Origin of the sequence: Streptomyces sp. NBC_00582, from assembly GCF_036345155.1 — a bacterium.
Lineage (GTDB): Bacteria > Actinomycetota > Actinomycetes > Streptomycetales > Streptomycetaceae > Streptomyces.
In genome coordinates, this window is sequence record NZ_CP107772.1 from 7,792,572 (window position 1) to 7,810,671 (window position 18,100).

The 18,100-nt window shown below is 72.0% G+C and carries 16 protein-coding genes; 12 read left to right on the top strand and 4 right to left on the bottom strand.

Annotated features, from left to right (window positions below; translation table 11 throughout):
* Positions 1–77: 77 nt before the first annotated feature.
* Both OG852_RS35220 and OG852_RS35225 read left to right on the top strand, forming a co-directional pair.
* On the top strand, positions 78–1,448 hold the full coding sequence (locus tag OG852_RS35220; protein ID WP_330350048.1) for an aminotransferase class V-fold PLP-dependent enzyme: 1,371 nt from the start codon (positions 78–80) through the stop codon (positions 1,446–1,448).
* 110 nt (positions 1,449–1,558) lie between these two features.
* Complete coding sequence (locus OG852_RS35225; protein WP_330347923.1) at positions 1,559–2,512, top strand: IS481 family transposase; 954 nt, start codon at positions 1,559–1,561, stop codon at positions 2,510–2,512.
* Positions 2,513–2,546: 34 nt separating this feature from the next.
* Here the strand turns inward: OG852_RS35225 and OG852_RS35230 are convergent, their stop codons facing one another.
* Positions 2,547–2,828, bottom strand: a complete 282-nt coding sequence (locus OG852_RS35230; RefSeq protein ID WP_089101146.1) for an Lrp/AsnC family transcriptional regulator — start codon at positions 2,826–2,828, stop codon at positions 2,547–2,549.
* Complete coding sequence (locus tag OG852_RS35235; protein ID WP_133910026.1) at positions 2,825–3,559, bottom strand: rhomboid family intramembrane serine protease; 735 nt, start codon at positions 3,557–3,559, stop codon at positions 2,825–2,827. The genes OG852_RS35230 and OG852_RS35235 overlap by 4 nt, the downstream gene beginning before the upstream one ends.
* 174 nt (positions 3,560–3,733) lie before the next feature.
* On the opposite strand from OG852_RS35235, the gene OG852_RS35240 reads away from it, so the two are divergent.
* The 5 genes from OG852_RS35240 to OG852_RS35260 all read left to right on the top strand — a co-directional run bounded on the left by OG852_RS35240 (position 3,734) and on the right by OG852_RS35260 (position 9,077).
* Positions 3,734–3,973, top strand: a complete 240-nt coding sequence (locus tag OG852_RS35240) for a hypothetical protein (RefSeq protein ID WP_055541554.1) — start codon at positions 3,734–3,736, stop codon at positions 3,971–3,973.
* 36 nt (positions 3,974–4,009) lie between these two features.
* Complete coding sequence (locus OG852_RS35245) at positions 4,010–5,368, top strand: NYN domain-containing protein (protein ID WP_133910027.1); 1,359 nt, start codon at positions 4,010–4,012, stop codon at positions 5,366–5,368.
* Between the two features lie 197 nt (positions 5,369–5,565).
* Positions 5,566–6,606, top strand: a complete 1,041-nt coding sequence (locus OG852_RS35250) for a C40 family peptidase (RefSeq protein WP_133910028.1) — start codon at positions 5,566–5,568, stop codon at positions 6,604–6,606.
* A gap of 212 nt (positions 6,607–6,818) precedes the next feature.
* A complete protein-coding gene (locus OG852_RS35255; RefSeq protein ID WP_330350049.1) occupies positions 6,819–7,841 on the top strand; it encodes a C40 family peptidase in 1,023 nt (340 codons plus the stop codon).
* Between the two features lie 39 nt (positions 7,842–7,880).
* Positions 7,881–9,077, top strand: coding sequence for a hypothetical protein (locus OG852_RS35260; protein ID WP_330350050.1), 1,197 nt, complete (start codon positions 7,881–7,883; stop codon positions 9,075–9,077).
* An 18-nt stretch (positions 9,078–9,095) separates the two neighbouring features.
* Here OG852_RS35260 and OG852_RS35265 read toward each other — a convergent pair whose 3' ends face one another.
* Positions 9,096–10,340, bottom strand: coding sequence for a glycosyltransferase family 87 protein (locus OG852_RS35265; RefSeq protein WP_330350051.1), 1,245 nt, complete (start codon positions 10,338–10,340; stop codon positions 9,096–9,098).
* Between the two features lie 121 nt (positions 10,341–10,461).
* Here OG852_RS35265 and OG852_RS35270 point away from each other — a divergent pair, with 121 nt between their 5' ends.
* Together OG852_RS35270 and OG852_RS35275 are read left to right on the top strand one after the other, a co-directional pair.
* The gene (locus OG852_RS35270) at positions 10,462–11,604 is read left to right on the top strand and encodes a glycosyltransferase family 4 protein (protein ID WP_330350052.1); all 1,143 of its coding nucleotides are present in this window, start codon (positions 10,462–10,464) and stop codon (positions 11,602–11,604) included.
* A 104-nt stretch (positions 11,605–11,708) separates the two neighbouring features.
* A complete protein-coding gene (locus tag OG852_RS35275) occupies positions 11,709–13,289 on the top strand; it encodes a GMC oxidoreductase (protein ID WP_330350053.1) in 1,581 nt (526 codons plus the stop codon).
* 32 nt (positions 13,290–13,321) lie between these two features.
* On the opposite strand, the gene OG852_RS35280 is transcribed toward OG852_RS35275, so the two are convergent.
* Complete coding sequence (locus OG852_RS35280; protein ID WP_133910034.1) at positions 13,322–15,118, bottom strand: AMP-dependent synthetase/ligase; 1,797 nt, start codon at positions 15,116–15,118, stop codon at positions 13,322–13,324.
* A 295-nt stretch (positions 15,119–15,413) separates the two neighbouring features.
* Between OG852_RS35280 and OG852_RS35285 the strand changes: the two genes are divergently transcribed.
* The 3 genes from OG852_RS35285 (at position 15,414) to OG852_RS35295 (ending at position 18,042) form a co-directional block, all read left to right on the top strand.
* Complete coding sequence (locus OG852_RS35285) at positions 15,414–16,211, top strand: metallophosphoesterase family protein (RefSeq protein WP_133910035.1); 798 nt, start codon at positions 15,414–15,416, stop codon at positions 16,209–16,211.
* A 115-nt stretch (positions 16,212–16,326) separates the two neighbouring features.
* On the top strand, positions 16,327–16,767 hold the full coding sequence (locus OG852_RS35290) for an SRPBCC family protein (protein ID WP_133910036.1): 441 nt from the start codon (positions 16,327–16,329) through the stop codon (positions 16,765–16,767).
* 108 nt (positions 16,768–16,875) lie between these two features.
* Positions 16,876–18,042 (top strand): ArsA family ATPase, encoded by a 1,167-nt coding sequence (locus OG852_RS35295; RefSeq protein ID WP_133910037.1) that lies wholly within the window; start codon positions 16,876–16,878, stop codon positions 18,040–18,042.
* Positions 18,043–18,100 lie beyond the last annotated feature (58 nt).

Consider the following 18,100-nt stretch of genomic DNA (forward strand, 5'->3'; position numbering starts at 1 on the left):
ACCCCTTTCACCTTTTCCCGTGCCGTCGACCTCTCGTCCGGCGCGGTGATCCCGCCTGCCTCTCACAGGAGTTCGCCATGTCCGTCTCCACCGCTGCCGCCGCCCCGACCGTTTGTGACGTTTCGCGGGAGCTGCCCGTTCTGGGGCGCGATGTCACCGTCCCGCTCGTCACGGGTGGCGAGGTCACCTACGCGGCGCTCGACTACGCGGCCAGCGCCCCCGCCCTCCAGCGCGTCTGGGACGACGTGGCGGCCTACGCCCCGTACTACGGCAGCGTCCACCGCGGTGCCGGTTACCTCTCCCAGCTCTCCACGGACCTCTTCGAGAACGCCCGCCGGACGGTCGCCGAGTTCCTGGACTGCCGCGCCGACGACCAGCTCGTCTTCACCCGCTCCACCACCGACTCCCTCAACCTGCTGGCCGCCGCCCTCCCCGCCGACTGCCAGGTCTTCGTCTTCGAGACCGAGCACCACGCGAGCCTGCTGCCCTGGAAGGACGCCCGGGTCACCTACCTGGACGCCCCGCGCACCCCGCACCAGGCCGTGGAGACCCTGGAGCGCGCCCTCGCCGACCGTGACCCGTACGGCCCGGCCCTGGTCTGTGTCACCGGAGCCTCGAACGTCACCGGCGAGCTGTGGCCCGTACGGGAGCTGGCGGCGGCCGCCCACGCCCACGGCGCCCGGATCGTCCTGGACGCCGCCCAGCTCGCCCCGCACCACCCCGTGTCCGTCCGCGACCTGGACGTCGACTGGGTCGCCTTCTCCGGCCACAAGCTGTACGCCCCGTTCGGCTCCGGCGTCCTGGCCGGCCGTGCCGACTGGCTGAAGGCGGCCGACCCCTACCTCGCGGGCGGCGGCGCCAGCCGCAAGGTCACCCGGCGGGAGGACGGGGGAGTGGACGTGGAGTGGCACGAGACCGCGGCCCGTCACGAGGCCGGCTCCCCGAACGTCATCGGCGCCTACTCCATCGCCTCGGCCTGCAAGGCCCTCACCGAGGCCGGTTTCGACACCCTGGTGGCCCGGGAGCGGTACCTGATCGCCAAGGTCCGCGCGGGGCTGGCCGAGGTGCCCGAGGTCAGGACCCTCTCCCTGTTCGGCGACGACGCCCCGCGGGTCGGCGTGATCTCCTTCGTCGTCGAGGGCTGGAACAGCTCCCACTTCGCCGCGGCCCTGTCCGCCGAGTACGGCATCGGCGTGCGCGACGGTCTCTTCTGCGCCCACCCCCTGGTCCGCACCCTGCTGGGGAGCGCCCCCCAGACCCAGGGCGAGTGCGGAGCGCCCGAGGCGGCCCCGGGCGAGAAGTCCCTCAACGCCATCCGCGTCAGCTTCGGCGCGGGCACCCCCGACGAGCACGTGGACCGCTTCGTGGCGGCGGTCCGCGAACTGGTGACCGAGGGCCCGAAGTGGACGTACCGCACGGAGGACGGCCGCTGCGTCCCGGCGGTCTAGATGTGTTGTCCCGGGACGTTGGTGACACGCGTGCTGGGTGCTTGAACAGGTGAGGGCCTTCCGGGTTCGGTGTGGATCGCGACATCTGCACCAACGCTCAGGAGGCCCTCGTGTCCCACCGTAATGCGCCGCTGACGCCGACCGGCAGGCTCCGTCTGGCCCGGTGTGTCGTGGACGACGGCTGGCCGCTGCGCCGGGCCGCGGAACGCTTCCAGGTCAGTCACACCACCGCCGCACGCTGGGCGAGCCGCTACCGGCAGCACGGCGAGGCGGGGATGCGGGACCGCTCCAGCCGCCCGCACCGTCAACCGCACCGGACACCGGCGGCGGTGGAAGAACGGGTCGTGCGGCTGCGGCGCGAGCACCGTATCGGCCCACTGCGGCTGGCCGCCCGCACCGGCGTCGCCGCCTCCACCGCCCATCGCATCCTGCGCCGGCACGGCCTGCCCGTCCTGGCCGCCGTCGACCGGGCCACCGGCGAACCCGTCCGCCGTTACGAGCGTGCACGGCCCGGCGAACTGGTCCACATCGACGTCAAGAAGCTGGGGCGGATTCCCGACGGCGGCGGGCACCGCACCCAGGGCCGCGCCGAAGGCCGACGCAACCGCACCGGGACCGGCTACGCCTACCTGCACACCGCCCTGGACGACCACTCCCGCCTGGCCTACACCGAAGACCTGCCCGACGAGACCGCCCCGACCTGCGCCGCCTTCCTCACCCGCGCCACCGCCTGGTTCGCGCAGCAAGGGATCACCGTCGAACGGGTCCTGACCGACAACGCCTGGGCCTACACCAAGAACACCTGGCGTGACACCTGCCTCGACCTGGGGATCAGTCCCCGCTGGACGAGGCCCTGGCGGCCGCAGACGAACGGCAAGGTCGAACGCTTCCACCGCACCCTGCTCGAGGAATGGGCCTACACGCGGCCCTACATGTCAGACAGCGAACGTCAGGCAGCGTTTCCCGACTGGCTGCACTGGTACAACTACCACCGACCCCACACCGGCATCGGCGGCCACCCCCCAGCCAGCCGTGTCACCAACCTGTCCGGTCAGCACATCTAGAGGGTTTCTCGCCCGGAGGCGGTGCTTCGGACGGTCAGGAGTCCAGGCCGATCGCGAACGCCGCCTCCAGGTCGTGCTGCGAGTACGTCCGGAAGGCCACGTGCGTGTCGGTGGCCTCGACCCCGGGGATCTTGCTGATGCTGCCCGGGATGACCTCGGCGAGGTCCTCGTGCTGCTTGACCCGCACCATGGCGATCAGGTCGTACGTCCCGGTGACGGAGAAGACCTCGCTCACGGAATCCAGCGCGGCGATCCGCTCCGCGATCTCGGGGATCCGGTCCACGCTGGTCTTGATGAGGACGATCGCGGTGATCACGGCTGGTTCTCTCCCTCGGGGGCCGGAGCTGGGGCGGCCCTCACTCTAGTCGTACGGCCGAAACGCGCCCACGCGTAGCCGAACCCCAGACCGAAGCCCACCAGGTGCGCCAGATAGGCCACGCCGGGCCCCTGGGGGGCCTGCCCCACGGCCACCCACTGCAGCGCCGCCCAGAACGGCAGCACCACCCACGCGGGGAACCTGAGCGGCAGGAAGAAGAGGAACGGCAGAAGACTGGTCACCCGGGCCCGGGGGAACAGGTAGAGGAACGCACCTAGGACCGCGGAGATCGCTCCGGAGGCCCCCACCAGCGACTGCGGTGACCCCGCGTGCGCGGCCGCGTACCCGAGCAGGGCGAGACAGCCGCAGCAGACGTAGAAGAAGGTGAATTCGACGCGGCCCATCCGCTCCTCCGTCATCGCCCCGAAGACATGGAGGAAGAGCATGTTGCCGAGGAGGTGCACCCAGCTTCCGTGGACGAAGAGGGCCGTGGCGGGGGTCAGGACGGCGTGCGCGGAGCCCTCGAAGAGTTCCACGGGCACCACGCCCCAGCGGCGGAAATAGGCGCGCTGGGCGGCGAGCAGCCCGTCCCCGGAGCCGTACGCCGGGTCGAGCCCCGAGGCCGGGCCGATCACGAAGACCAGACAGCACAGGGCGATCAGTCCGTACGTCACCGGCGCCGAAGGGCCGCGGAGCGCCTTGCGGACGGTCCCGCTCCAGTTCCCGATCATGAACACAGAGCATGACGTAAGGGGGCAGATCGTCCCACACCGCCTCGCCGCCCGACGGGGCCGTGGGACGGATGGGCGGCGAGTACCCGCCAGGCCGTAGGGTTACGAGCCATGCACAGCGGGGAGCCTCCGGCGCGACCCGACCGGAAGACCGACACTAGAAGGACAGTCACGATGACGGTTCCCCTGCCGACCGCGACCACGCGGTGGCGCTGCACCCTCTGCGGCAACCTCACCCGGTTCGACGTGACGCGCTCGTCGAAGGTCGTCGAGTACGTGCATCTCGACCTCGCCGGTGAGCCGAAGGTGGAGGAGCGCGAGGTGGTCAGTGAGACCATCGAGTCGGTGCGGTGCCGCTGGTGCAACGCCGTGGATCAGGTGGAACTCGTGGATCGGCCGGGCGCCGGCTCCTGAGGGAGCGGGCCCCGCACAGGTATTGGGGTGTGACGGATGGTGGAGAGCGCAGGCGGGGGGCCGGGCGACGGCGCCGCCGAGATGCTCGACCGTCCGCTGCCCGACGGCGTGCGCCGCCGGGTCGTGCAGATCGTCTCCGACGGCTTCGGCGGGCTGACCGTGGGCGAACTGCCCGCCCAGCTCCGGCAGTACGCGCGGTTCGCGCCGAACCGCCGGGCGAAGTTCGCGGGCAACGCGATGGCGGCGGCGCTGGAGACGGATCCGCTGTTCCGGCAGCGCATCGCCGAGAAGTTCAGAGATGCCCAGCCGGAGCTGTCCGGCGCCCTGGACTCCGGCTCGCCGACCCCGGCCGCGGACCCGCTCGACGTGGCGGCCGCGGCCTATGTGCTGCGGCCCACCGGCTGGGTCAAGCTGGTGACCGCGGCCGGCGAGGAGGCCCAGCGGGCGGACGCCGAGCGCGCCGACGAGGAGAGCCGCGCCGAACTGGAGCGGCTGCGCGAGGAGCTCGTGCAGGCCCGCGAGCAGACCCGTACGGACACCGAGCGGCTGCGCACCGAGCTGGACGCGGCGAAGAAGGAAGCGGAATCGCTTCACCGCAAGTTGCGTTCGGCCCTCAGTGACGTCAAGCGCGGCGAGGCGGCCCTGCGCAAGGTCCAGGGTGAGATCGAGGCCGTACGGGCCGACGGGCAGGCCCAGGTGTCCGCCGCCGAGAGCGAGACCCGGCGGCTCAGGGCGCGCCTCGGAGAGGCCGAGGCGGCCCTGGAGGCCACCCGGCGGGCGGCCCGCGAGGGACGCAGCGTGGAGGACATGCGGGTACGGCTGCTCCTGGACACCGTGCTCGACGCGGCCCAAGGGCTGCGCCGCGAGCTGGCGTTGCCCCCGGTGTCGGTACGCCCGGCGGAAACGGTCGATGCGGTCGAACCGGGACGAATGACCCCGAAGGACATCGCGGCGCGCGCCCTGTCGGAACACGATCCGGCCATTCTCGACCAGTTGCTGGCACTGCCCCAGGCGCATCTGGTCGTCGACGGCTACAACGTGACCAAGACCGGCTATCCGCAGATGCCGTTGGAGAAGCAGCGGCTGCGGCTGCTCGGCCAGCTCTCGGCGCTCGCCGCCCAGACCGGAGCCGAGGTCACCTGTGTCTTCGACGGGGCCGAACTGGCCGCTCCGGTGCTGCTCGCGCCGCCGCGCGGGGTCCGGGTGCTGTTCTCCAAGCCGGGCGTCACCGCCGACGAACTCATCCGGCAACTGGTGCGCGCCGAGCCCCCGGGCCGGCCCGTCATCGTCGCCTCGACCGACCGGGAGGTCGCCGACGGCGTCGCGAAGGCGGGCGCCCGTCCGGTGGCTTCCGCGGTGCTTCTGAAGCGACTGTCCCGAACGTCGACGTTGTAGGTTTAATGCCCGAATTGGCGGGATCGTCACGCAACGTAAAGTCAAGCGGGTGTCACACCAGGTGAGTTGCAGGAAAAAACTGCGTTGCGTGACGTGATTTTTGTGGCTGGGGATTTGAACTGATCACAGCGAGGTCACTAAGGTCTGGTGCTCGAACCTCCACACGGGTGATCACTCAAAAGAAGGAGCCCGTCTCCGTGGCGTCCCACCGTCGACCGAAGCAGCCGAGCCGCGCACGCGTGACCGTGCTGACCACCGCAGCCGCCGCTGCCGTCGTGCTGAGCTCCCAGGCCGCCAACGCGGCCCCGAGCGAGAAGCTCAGCAAGGACGAGGTGAAGTCGAAGGTCGACAAGCTCTACGAGGAGACGGAGCAGGCCACCGAGAAGCTCAACGGGGCCCAGGAGAAGCAGGAGAAGCTCCAGAAGGAGATCTCCACCATCCAGGACAACGTCGCCCGCGGCCAGGAGGAGCTCAACGAGCTGCGCGACTCCATAGGCCTCGCGGCCGCCGCCCAGTACCGCACGGGCACCATCGACTCCTCCCTCCAGCTCTTCCTGTCCTCCAACCCGGACGACTACCTGGACAAGGCGTCCACCGCCGACCAGCTCAGCGCCCAGCAGGTCGAGGCGCTGAAGAAGATCCAGGAGAAGCAGCGCGAGCTCGCGCAGGAGCGCTCCGAGGCCGCCGACAAGCTCAAGGACCTCTCGGCCACCCGCGCCGAACTCGCCAAGCAGAAGAAGGCGGTCCAGGGCAAGCTCGCCGAGGCGCAGAAGCTGCTCAACACCCTGACCGCCAAGGAGAAGGCCGCGCTGGCCGCCGAGGACGCGCGCGCCAGCCGCTCCTCCGCCGAGCGCGTCGACCTCGGTGACACGGGCTCCGCCTCCGGCCGTGCCGCCGCCGCCTTCTCGGCCGCCCAGTCCAAGCTCGGCTCGCCGTACGTCTACGGCGCCTCCGGCCCCTCCTCGTTCGACTGCTCGGGTCTGACCTCCTGGGCCTACGCCCAGGCCGGCGTCTCCATCCCGCGCACCTCCGAGGCCCAGGCCAACTACGGCACGCGCATCTACTCCCAGAGCGACCTCCAGGTCGGCGACCTGGTGTTCTTCTTCAACGACCTGCACCACGTGGGCCTGTACGCGGGCAACGGCCAGATCCTGCACGCCCCGCGCACGGGCACGGTCGTCCGCTACGAGTCGATGACCACGATCGGCGGCCCGTTCATGTTCGGCGTCCGCGTCTGATCCTCGCGAGGCCCTGATCCTTCCAAGATCAGGACACGGCACCGCCCGAACGGGCGAATTACGGCAACCCGAAGTGACCCCGCGCCCCGCCGGTGACCTGCGTCAGCGGCGGGGCGTCACGTTGTGTGCCCGCCGAGGTCTTTGGCCGCCCCCCTGACACGGGGCTACTGTCTGCCGCGTTTCGTCCGCCAGTGGAAGGAGCGCGGCTTCCCGTGGGGTCCCATCGCCGCCTTGCACCGTCCGGGTTCGACCGGGGCGCCGCCGGTGCCCTGGGCGCGCTGTCCGCAGCGGCCGCCGCCCTCGGCGCCCTGACCGCCGTACCGGCCTCGGCCGTGCCGCACGACGACACCCGCGCCGAGGTGGACCGTCTCTACGAGGAGGCGGAGCAGGCCACCGAGGCCTTCAACCGGGCCGGCGAGCGCGCCGGCACCCTGCGCGGGCAACTGCACCGGGCGCAGGACCGGATCGCCCGGCAGCAGGGGCACATCAACGACCTGCGCGAGCAGCTCGGTTCGCTGGCCGGCGCCCAGTACCGCTCCGGCGGCCTCGACCCGTCGCTGGCGCTGCTGTTCTCCGACGACCCGGCCGACTACCTCGCCAAGGCCTCCGTCCTCGACCGGATCACCGCCCACCAGGCCGGGGAGCTCAGGGAACTCCAGCTCGCGCTGCGCGAACTCGCCCAGGAGCGGACCGAGGCCGCCGGGCGGCTCACCGAGCTGGAGAAGAGCCGCAAGGCCGTCGCCGGCCACAAGCGGACCGTCGAGCAGAAGCTCGCCCGGGCCCGGCAGCTCCTGAACGCCCTCCCGGCCGCCGAACGCGCCGCCTACGACCGTGCCTCCCGCTCCGGCCGCACCGACCTGCCCGGCCTCCTGGGCGCCGTCCCCGCCTCGGGCCGCGCGGCCGCCGCCCTCGCCGCCGCCCGCTCCGCGCTCGGCAAGCCGTACGTCTGGGGCGCCAACGGACCCTCCGGCTTCGACTGTTCGGGGCTGATGCAGTGGTCGTACGCGCAGGCCGGGGTGGCCCTGCCGCGCACCTCGCAGGCCCAGGCGCACGCCGGCCACCGCGTCCCGCTCTCCCAGGCGCAGCCCGGCGACATCGTGACCTACCGCTCCGACGCCAGCCACGTCGGCATGTACGTCGGCAACGGCCGGGTCATCCACGCCCCCTACCCGGGTGCGCCGGTGCGCTACGACCCGGTCGGGATGATGCCGGTGTCCTCGGTGACGCGGCCCTGAGCGGAGCCCGGTCCTCCGGGGCGCCGTACGATCGGGAGGATGGCTGGTCACAGGCGGGTGCGCGGATCCGGGGTCCTGGGGCTCTGTCTGCTGCTCGTCGGCCTCCTCCTCGTCGGCTGCGGCGGACGGCCCGCGACCGACACCGCGAAGAGCGAGGTGCAGAAGGTCCTGGACCGGCGTGCGGCGGCCGTCCTGCGCCACGACGCCGGGGCGTTCGCCGCCACCGGCGCCCGCGAGGACTACGCCCGGCTGCGGGCCGTACCGCTCGCGGCCTGGTCGTACCGGGTGACCTCGGTGCGCGGGGACGGCGAGGCGCTGACCGCCGACGCCGAGCTGAGCTACCGCATCCGGGGCTACGACAGCGCCCCGGTCACCGTCGGCCGCACCCTGCGGCTGGCCCGGGACGCCGGCGGGCGGTGGGGCGTGACCTCCGAGGGGCCCGCGAGGAAGGCGGCCGAGCAGCTCTGGGACCAGGGCGCGGTGACCGTCGTGCGGGGGGAGCACAGCCTCGTGCTGGGCGCCGGGCAGACGGCCGCGCGGCTGCGCTCCTTCGCCGATCTCGCCGACGACGCCGTCCCGTCGGTGTCGGCGGCCTGGGGCACGGACTGGGCGGGGCACGTCGTGGTCCTCGTGCCGAGGGCGCTGGACGGCATGGCGGCCCTGCTCGGCTCGCCGGCCGCCTCCTACCGGGGCATCGCCGCGGTCACCACCGGCGAGACCGGCGGCGGGGCGAGGACACCGGCGGACCGGGTGGTCGTCAACCCCGACGCCTACGCCCTGCTCGGCGGGGTCGGCCGGCAGGTGGTCCTCACCCACGAGACCACCCATGTCGCCACCCGGGCGCACACCGGCGCCGCCACCCCGCTGTGGCTGTCCGAGGGCTACGCCGACTGGGTCGGCTACCGCGACACCGGACGCACCCCGCGCCAGGTCGCGCCCGAGCTGCGGAGCGCCGTCGCCGGGGGCCGTCTCCCGGCCGCGCTGCCCACCGACGCCGACTTCGGCTTCTCCGGCGATCCGGCCCGGCTGGCCCGGGCGTACGAGGGCGGCTGGCTGGCCTGCCGCATGATCGCCGAGCGGTGGGGCGAGGTGAAGCTGGACGCCTTCTACCGGGCCGTCGGGGCCCACCAGGAGCGGGCGGGGGCGGTCGAGGGAGCTCTGCGGAGCGTGCTGGGCGTGTCCCTGCCGCAGTTCACCGCGGACTGGCGGACCTATGTGAGGGATCGGCTCGGCTGATCCGGCCCAGCGTGTGCGTCAGGGGGAGGCGGGGGCCGTCTCGCTCGTCCGGGCGGCCCGATCAGGCACGGGATCGGCATCCGGCGCGCGCCCCGGCACCGTCGAGCGCCACAGCCGTACGGCGGCCGTGAGCGCCGCGGCCAGCAGCAGGCCGTTGCGCACGACCAGCAGGCTCACCCCGAGGGGCGTGCTGGTGACGACGTCCGCGAAGTACACCGGGAACTCCAGCACCGTCACGAACGACGCGGCCAGGACCAGGGCCGCGGGGCCGGTCATCCGGGTCGCGCGGGAGCACAGGCAGACCGCGGCCAGGCCGACCAGCCACACCAGGTACTGCGGGCTGATCACCCGGCTGGTCACCGTGAAGAGCAGGACGGCCGTGAACGCCGCGTCGGCGAGCGTGTGCGGCGCGAGGCGCCGTGCCGTCAGCCGCCACCGCAGCAGCCAGCCGCACGCGACCGCCGTCAGGAACAACGCCACGTCGCTCACCACGGACACGTACGGGCCGAGGAACTCCACCGAGCCGTAGTTCAGCAGCACCTGCCCGCTCCAGCCGAACTGCCGGGCCACATGGAAGACGAGCGCGCCGAGCGACTCCACCTCGGTGCCCCGGTCGCGCTGGAACGTCAGGAAGGCGAAGGCGCCCGGCATCAGCAGGGCGAACAGACCCGAGAGCGCGGCGACCGTCACCGCCGCCGCGCCCCACGCCCGGCGCCGCACCGCGCCCGCGAGCAGCAGCACCGGCCACACCTTCAGCAGGGCGGCGAGACCGGTGAGGGCGCCCATCAGCCGGGGGTGCCGGGCGCCCGCGAGGAGGGCGGCCACGGCGACCGCGGTCACCATCACGTCGTAGCGGGCGTAGACCGTCGGGCCGAGCAGCGGGACGCCCGCCACCCACAGCCAGGCGCCGCGCAGCGAGCGGCGGGGGCGCAGGCCCGCGTTCAGCAGCAGCACGAGGACGGCCAGGTCGGTCAGGAAGGCCAGGACGAAGAACGCCTGGGCGTAGGAGAGGAACGGCAGCAGGGCGGGGGAGAGGATCGCGAGGGCGGCGGCGGGCGGGTACTGCCAGGTGACGTCGGTGAGCGGGAAGCTCCCGGCGCGCAGCACCTCGTACCAGCCCTGGTAGATCGACGACACGTCGGTCGTCACGTCCGGGCCGGGGAAGAGGAGGACCTTGAAGACGAAGAGGAGCAGGACGAACCGGGTCACCCCCCAGGTCGCCAGGAGGCAGGTGAGCGGCCGTCTCGCTTCCGTGATCTCCACCGGTGCCCGTTCCCTCCGTCTCGGCCGGTCCTGTCCCGTCCTCATGGGCCATGTTCCTCCCGCCGGCTGTGAAGCGCGGCCGGGCGCGGCTGTGAGGAGGGTTTGGATAGGGTCGGCCCCGATGCACAAGACCCTGATCGTGACGAACGACTTTCCGCCCCGCCCCGGCGGTATCCAGGCGTTCCTGCACAACATGGCGCTCCGGCTCGACCCCGACCGGCTCGTCGTGTACGCCTCCACCTGGAAGCGGGGCCGGGAGGGTGCCGAGGCGACCGCCGCCTTCGACGCCGAACAGCCCTTCACCGTCGTACGGGACTCCACGACGATGCTGCTGCCGACGCCCGGGGCGACCCGGCGGGCCGTCGGGCTGCTGCGGGAGCACGGGTGCGCGTCGGTCTGGTTCGGGGCCGCCGCGCCGCTCGGGCTGATGGCGCCCGCGCTCCGCAAGGCCGGCGCCGAGCGGCTGGTCGCCACCACCCACGGTCATGAGGCGGGGTGGGCGCAGCTGCCCGCCGCCCGGCAGCTGCTCGGCCGGATCGGGGAGGACACCGACACGCTCACCTACCTCGGCGAGTACACCCGCTCGCGGATCGCGACCGCGCTGAGCCCCGCGGCGGCCGGACGGATGACGCAGCTGCCGCCGGGCGTCGACGAGAAGACCTTCCACCCGGGCTCGGGCGGCGACGAGGTGCGGGCCCGGCTCGGGCTGACCGACCGGCCGGTGGTGGTGTGCGTCTCGCGGCTGGTGCCCCGCAAGGGCCAGGACACCCTGATCCTCGCCCTGCCCCGGATCCTGGCCGCCGAGCCGGACACCGTGCTGCTGATCGTCGGCGGCGGGCCCTACGAGAAGGACCTGCGCCGACTGGCCCGGGAGGCCGGTGTCGCCGCCTCCGTGCGGTTCACCGGGGCGGTGCCCTGGAGCGAGCTGCCCGCGCACTACGGCGCCGGGGACGTCTTCGCGATGCCCTGCCGCACCCGGCGGGGCGGGCTGGACGTCGAGGGGCTCGGGATCGTCTACCTGGAGGCGTCCGCCACCGGGCTGCCCGTGGTCGCCGGGGACTCCGGCGGAGCGCCCGACGCGGTGCTCGACGGGGAGACCGGCTGGGTCGTGCGGGGCGGCTCCCCGGCCGAGGCCGCCGAGCGGATCGTCGCCCTCCTCGGCGACGCCGAGCTGCGCCGGAGCATGGGCGAGCGGGGCCGGCGCTGGGTGGAGGAGAAGTGGCGCTGGGACCTGCTCGCGGAGAAGCTGAGAACCTTGCTCTAGACTTTTCCCCTTTTGCTCTAGCCGGACGGCAAAAATCCGCTGATGCTGCGCACATGACAGCCAAACTGATGCAGCGTCAGCTGACGAGACGTCAAATCCTTGGTATGGCCGCCCTCCAGACGGCGGCCACCCTCGGTTTCACCCGCGTCGGCCTGCAGTCGGCCCGTGCGGACGAACCCGCCGCGGTCGAGTCCGCGCCCGCCATCGTGATCGGCTCCGGCTACGGCGCCTCCGTCGCCGCCCTCCGCCTCGGCCAGGCCGGCATCCGCACCCTCGTCCTCGAGATGGGCCGGCTCTGGAACACCGCCGGCGCCGACGGCAAGATCTTCTGCAACACCGCAAGCCCCGACCAGCGGTCCATGTGGTTCAAGACCCGCACCGAGGCGCCGCTCGCCACCTTCCTCTGGCTGGACGTCGTCAACAAGGACATCAGCCCCTACCCCGGCGTCCTGGACCGGGTGCACTTCGACAACATGTCCGTCTTCGTGGGCCGCGGGGTCGGCGGCGGCTCCCTGGTCAACGGCTCGATGGCGGTCACCCCGCTCCAGTCCTACTTCGCCGAGCAGTTCCCGACCGTCGACCTCGCGGAGATGTACGGCACGTACTACCCGCGGGCCCGCGCCATGCTCGGCGTCAACACGATCGACCCCGCCTGGTTCGAGTCCACCGAGTGGTACCAGTTCAGCCGGACCTCACGGAAGGCCGCCGCCAACACCGGTCTGAAGACCACCTTCGTGCCCAGCGTCTACGACTTCGGCTACATGCAGCGCGAGGCCGCCGGCACCGCCACCAGGTCCGCCCTCGGGCAGGAGGTCATCTACGGCAACAACTACGGCAAGAAGAGCCTCGACAAGACCTATCTGGCGTCCGCCCTCGGCACCGGCAACGTCACCATCCACACCATGGAGAAGGTGACGGCGATCAGCCGGGCGAGCGACGGCAGCTGGCTGCTGACCGCCCAGCGCATCGACGACACCGGAGCCGTCGTCGCGACCAAGCAGTACGGCTGCACCTATCTGTTCCTCGGCGCGGGCAGCCTCGGCACCAGCGAACTCCTGGTCAAGGCACGGCAGACGGGCACCCTCCCGGCGCTGGACGCCAGCGTGGGCACCGGCTGGGGCACCAACGGCAACGTGATGCTCGGCCGGGCCAACCACCTGTGGGACACGGTCGGCGCCAACCAGTCGACCATGCCGGTCCTCGGCATCGACGACTGGGCCAACGCCGACAACCCCGTGTTCGCCGAGATCGCCCCGCTGCCGACGGGCCTCGAGCACTGGGTCAGCCTCTATCTGGCGATCACCAAGAACCCCCAGCGCGCCGCGTTCTCGTACACGGGCGGCGCGCTCAAGCTGAACTGGAGCGCCGCCCAGAGCGCGGTCTCCGTCAGCATGGCGAAGAAGCTCTTCGACCGGATCAACGCGGCGAACGCGACGATCTACCGGTACGACCTCTTCGGCTCCTCCAGCAAGATCTTCGCCGACGACTTCACCTACCACCCGCTCGGCGGCTGCGTCCTGGGCAAATCCACCGACAACTACGGCCGTGTGAAGGGATATTCGAAGCTCTACGTCACCGACGGCTCGCTGGTGCCGGGCAACATCGGCGTCAACCCGTTCGTCACCATCACCGCGCTCGCCGAACGCACGATGGCGCGGGTCCTCGCCGAGGACACCGCGCCATGATCGTGCTGCTCGTGTGACTCCTGCCCGCGCGCCTACTTGGCGTAGATCGCCTCGATCTCCGCCGCGTAGTCCTTCGCCACGACGTTGCGCTTGAGCTTCAGCGACGGCGTCAGATGTCCCGAGTCCTCCGTGAACTGGGAGGAGAGAATGCGGAACTTCCGCACCGATTCCGCCTTCGAGACCGCGGCGTTGCCGTCGTCGATCGCCGACTGCACGGCAGCCTGCAGATCGGCGTCCTCGCGCAGCGACGCCGCGGTCGAACCCGCCGGCTTGCCGTGCTCGGCGGCCCAGCGGCCCAGGAACTCCTCGTCGAGGGTGATCAGCGCGCCCACGAACGGCCGCCCGTCGCCCACCACCATGCACTCCGCGACCAGCGCGTGCGCCCGGATCCGGTCCTCGATCACGGCCGGGGCCACGTTCTTGCCGCCGGCGGTGACGATGATCTCCTTCTTGCGGCCGGTGATCCTGAGGTAGCCGTCCTCGTCGAGGGTGCCCACGTCACCGGTGTGGAACCAGCCGTCCGCCAGCGCCTCGGCGGTCGCGGCCGGGTTGTTCCAGTACTCCTTGAACAGGTGCTCGCCGTGCAGCAGCACCTCGCCGTCGTCGGCGATCCGCACCACCGAGCCCGGCAGCGGCTGACCGACCGTGCCGATCTTCTGCCGGTCCCAGGGGTTGAACGCGGTCGCCGCACAGGACTCCGTCAGACCGTAGCCCTCCAGGACCGTGAAGCCGATGCCGCGGAAGAAGTGACCGAGCCGCTCACCGAGCGGCGCACCGCCGGAGATCGCGTACTCGCCCCGGCCGCCGAGCACCGCCCGCAGCTTGCTGTACACCAGCCGGTCGAACACCTTGTGCTTGATCTTCAGACCGAGGGAAGGCCCCGAGGGCAGGTCCAGCGCCCGGCTGTAGGCGATCGCGGTGTCCGCCGCCTTGTCGAAGATCGCGCCCTTGCCGTCCGCCTGCGCCTTGGCCCGCGCCGAGTTGTAGACCTTCTCGAAGACGCGCGGCACGCCGAGGATCAGCGTCGGCCGGAAGGAGGCCAGCTCATCGGTGAGGTTCTTGATGTCCGGGACCGTGCCCAGCTTGATCGGCGCCATCATGGGGGCGATCTGCACCAGCCGGCCGAACACGTGCGCGAGCGGCAGGAAGAGCAGCACACTGCACTCGCCCGTGCGGAACAGCGGCCGCAGCCGCTCCACCACGTTCCCGCACTCGGCGAAGAAGCTGCGGTGGGTCAGCACACAGCCCTTCGGACGGCCGGTCGTGCCCGAGGTGTAGACGATGGTCGCCGGGTCGTCCGCCCGGGCGAGCGAGCTGCGCTCCTCGACGGTCCCGTCGGAGACGTCCTGGCCGAGCCGCCCGAGCTCCTCGACCCCGCCGCCCTCGATCTGCCAGACGTGCTTCAGCGCGGGCAGCGTGTCCCGCACCGACTCCACCGCGGCGGTGTGGCCGTCCAGCTCGACGATCATGGCGGTGGCGCCCGAGTCGGACAGGATCCACCGCACCTGCTCCGGCGAGCTGGTCTCGTACACCGGCACGGTGACCGCGCCCGCGCTCCAGATCGCGAAGTCGAGCAGCGTCCACTCGTAGCGGGTGCGCGACATCAGGCCCACGCGGTCGCCCGGCTGTACACCGGAGGCGATGAGGCCCTTGGCGGCGGCGTGCACCTCGGCCAGGAAGGCCGTCGCGGTCACGTCCTGCCAGGCGCCGCCCACCTTGCGGGCGATGACGGCGACACCGGGGTGCTGCGCGGCGTTTCTGCGGACGATGTCGGTCAGATTGCCGTCCGCAGGGACCTCGTACAAAGCCGGAAGGCTGAACTCGCGCAAGACTGCTGCTCCTCATACGGCGCCGGCGCCACGACGTTGTGTGATGCGACGGTGCGGTCCACGGCTCGGGCTGGTGCTCGGACATCGATCGTTGAAATCCTGAGCACGACTGGACTGCCCGGACGTTACCCGCCGGTATGGCTTCTTCGACAGGGGGGTCCGACGAGATGTTCGCTGCGTCACACAGATTGGTGTTTCCTCGCGCACAGTAGTCCACCCCTTTACTGACTGGCCAGTAACCGCTATTTCCGTCGGCACTGTTCACCTATGCCGCACACGCCTACTCTTGATCGACATGGCATCCACACCCGCCGGTAACCGCAGAACGCGCATCCACGTCGTCAGTGACGTGCACGGCAACGCCCGTGACCTGGCCCGGGCCGGAGAGGGCGCGGACGCGTTGATCTGTCTGGGGGACCTCGTCCTCTTCCTGGACTACGCCGACCACTCCCGCGGCATCTTCCCCGACCTGTTCGGCGTGGAGAACGCCGATCTGATCGTCGAGCTGCGCACCGCCCGCCGCTTCGAGGAGGCCCGCGAACTCGGCCGCCGGCTGTGGGGCGGCATCGACGGCGACCGCGCCACCGTCATCGAGCAGGCCGTGCGCAAGCAGTACGCCGAGATGTTCCCGGCGTTCCCGACCCCGACGTACGCCACCTACGGCAACGTCGACATGCCCCAGCTCTGGCGCGAGTTCGCCGGCCCCGGCACCACCGTCCTCGACGGCGAGCGCGTCGAGATCGCCGGCCGGGTCTTCGGTTTCGTCGGCGGCGGGCTCCAGACGGCCATGCGGACGCCGTACGAGATCAGCGACGAGGAGTACGCCGCGAAGATCGAGGCCGTCGGCGAGGTCGACGTGCTGTGCACCCACATCCCGCCCGAGGTGCCGGAGCTCGTCTACGACACCGTCGCGCGCCGCTTCGAACGGGGCAGCCGCGCGCTGCTGGACGCGATCCGCCGGACCCGTCCCCGCTACTCCCTCTTCGGCCACGTCCACCAGCCGCTGGCCCGCCGGATGCGGATCGGCGCCACCGAGTGCGTCAACGTCGGGCACTTCGCGGGGAGCGGGAAGCCGTGGGCGTTGGAGTGGTGACCGTCGTCCCGTGACCCGATCACGAGGTGGGGTGAAGGCGGCAGGTCGGGCGCGCGGTAGCCTTCACGCTGCACCCACGTACCTTTACGGGCCCGTATCCGGAGGAGTCACGGCGATGGCGGAACACACCAGTTCGAGCATCACGATCGAGGCGGCACCGGCCGACGTCATGGCCGTGATCGCGGACTTCGCCCGCTACCCGGACTGGACCGGCGAGGTGAAGCAGGCGGAGGTCCTCAAGGAGGACGAGCAGGGCCGCGCCGAGCAGGTCCGGCTCGTCATGGACGCCGGCGCGATCAAGGACGACCAGGTCCTCGGATACACCTGGACCGGGGAGCACGAGGTGTCCTGGACGCTGGTGAAGTCCCAGATGCTGCGGCAGCTCGACGGGTCGTACCTGCTGAAGGCGGCGGGGGCGGGAGCCACGGAGGTCACGTATCAGCTGACCGTGGACGTCAAGATCCCGATGCTCGGGATGATCAAGCGCAAGGCCGAGAAGGTCATCATCGACCGGGCGCTGGCCGGGCTGAAGAAGCGGGTCGAGTCGGGCAAGTAGGCTGTTCGTCGGGTGCGGGCGCGCTGTGGCCGGTCGCGCCCGGGCGGCGGAGCCGCACATCACTACAGCCCCCCGCCCCCACGTTGATCTCCGTTAGCGTTCCTCCTTATGCGCACCATCCTGATCATCGGGCCCGGCGGTAGCGGGCGTACGACAGTTGCGGCCGCCACCGCGCTGGACGCCGCCCGCCGGGGCATCCGGACCCTCGTTCTCAGCGCCGATCGGACCGATTCCCTCGGGGCCGCTCTCGGGGTGGCGACCGGGGCCGAGCCCGTACGCGTCGCGCCGCAGCTCACCGCCTGGCGGCCCGACTCCGCTGCCGGGTTCCGGGACGATCTCGCCGGGTTCCAGGATCGTGCCTCCACCGTGCTCGACCTGCTCGGGGCCGCGCGGCTCGATCCCGAGGAGGTCACTCCGCTTCCCGGGGCCGAGGAGCTGACCCTGCTGAGGGCGCTGCGGGACGCCGCCCTCGCCGAGGCGCACGACCTGCTCGTCGTCGATCTGCCGCCCACCGCCCAGGCCCTCGCCCTGCTCGCGCTCCCCGAGGAGCTCCGGCGGTATCTGCGGCGGCTGCTTCCCCCGGAGCGCCAGGCCGCCCGGGCGCTGCGGCCCGTCCTCGGGCGGCTCGCCGGGGTGCCGATGCCCGCCGAGTGGCTGTACGAGACCACCGCCCGCTGGGACGTGGAGCTGGCCGCCGTGGAGGCGGTCCTCGCCGACCGCGGCACCGCCGTACGGCTCGTCGCCGAGCCCGGACCGGCCGGCGCCGACGCCGTCCGGGACGCCCGTCTCGGACTCGCCCTGCGCGCCCTGCCCGTGGAGTCGCTCGTCGCCAACCGGGTCCTGCCCGAGACGGCGGCCGACGACGGCCCGCTCGGCCGGCTCGTCACCCAGCAGCGCAAGGCCCTGGGGGAGTGGGACGGGGCCGCGCGGGTCGTGGCCCACCTGGGGCACGACCCCCGGGGCGCCGACGATCTCGCGGCGCTCACCGTGCCGCCCGTCAACCCGGCCGCCTCCCCGGTCGAGTGGCCCGTCGTCGACCGGCTCGCCGAGGACGGTGTGCTCGTCTGGCACATCCCGCTGCCCGGCGCCATACGCGACGAGCTGGACCTCATCCGACGCGGCGACGAACTCGTCCTCGCCGCCGGCCCCTTCCGCCGGATCGTCCCGCTGCCCTCGGCCCTGCGCCGCTGCACCGTCGACGGGGCCGCCCTGCGCGACGGCGAGCTGCGCATCCGGTTCGCGCCGGATCCCGGCCTGTGGCCGCAGGGACGGTGAACGGCGTACCCCCGTTCGGGTAACGTCGAGAGAGACGATCCGTCATCGGGCGTCGACC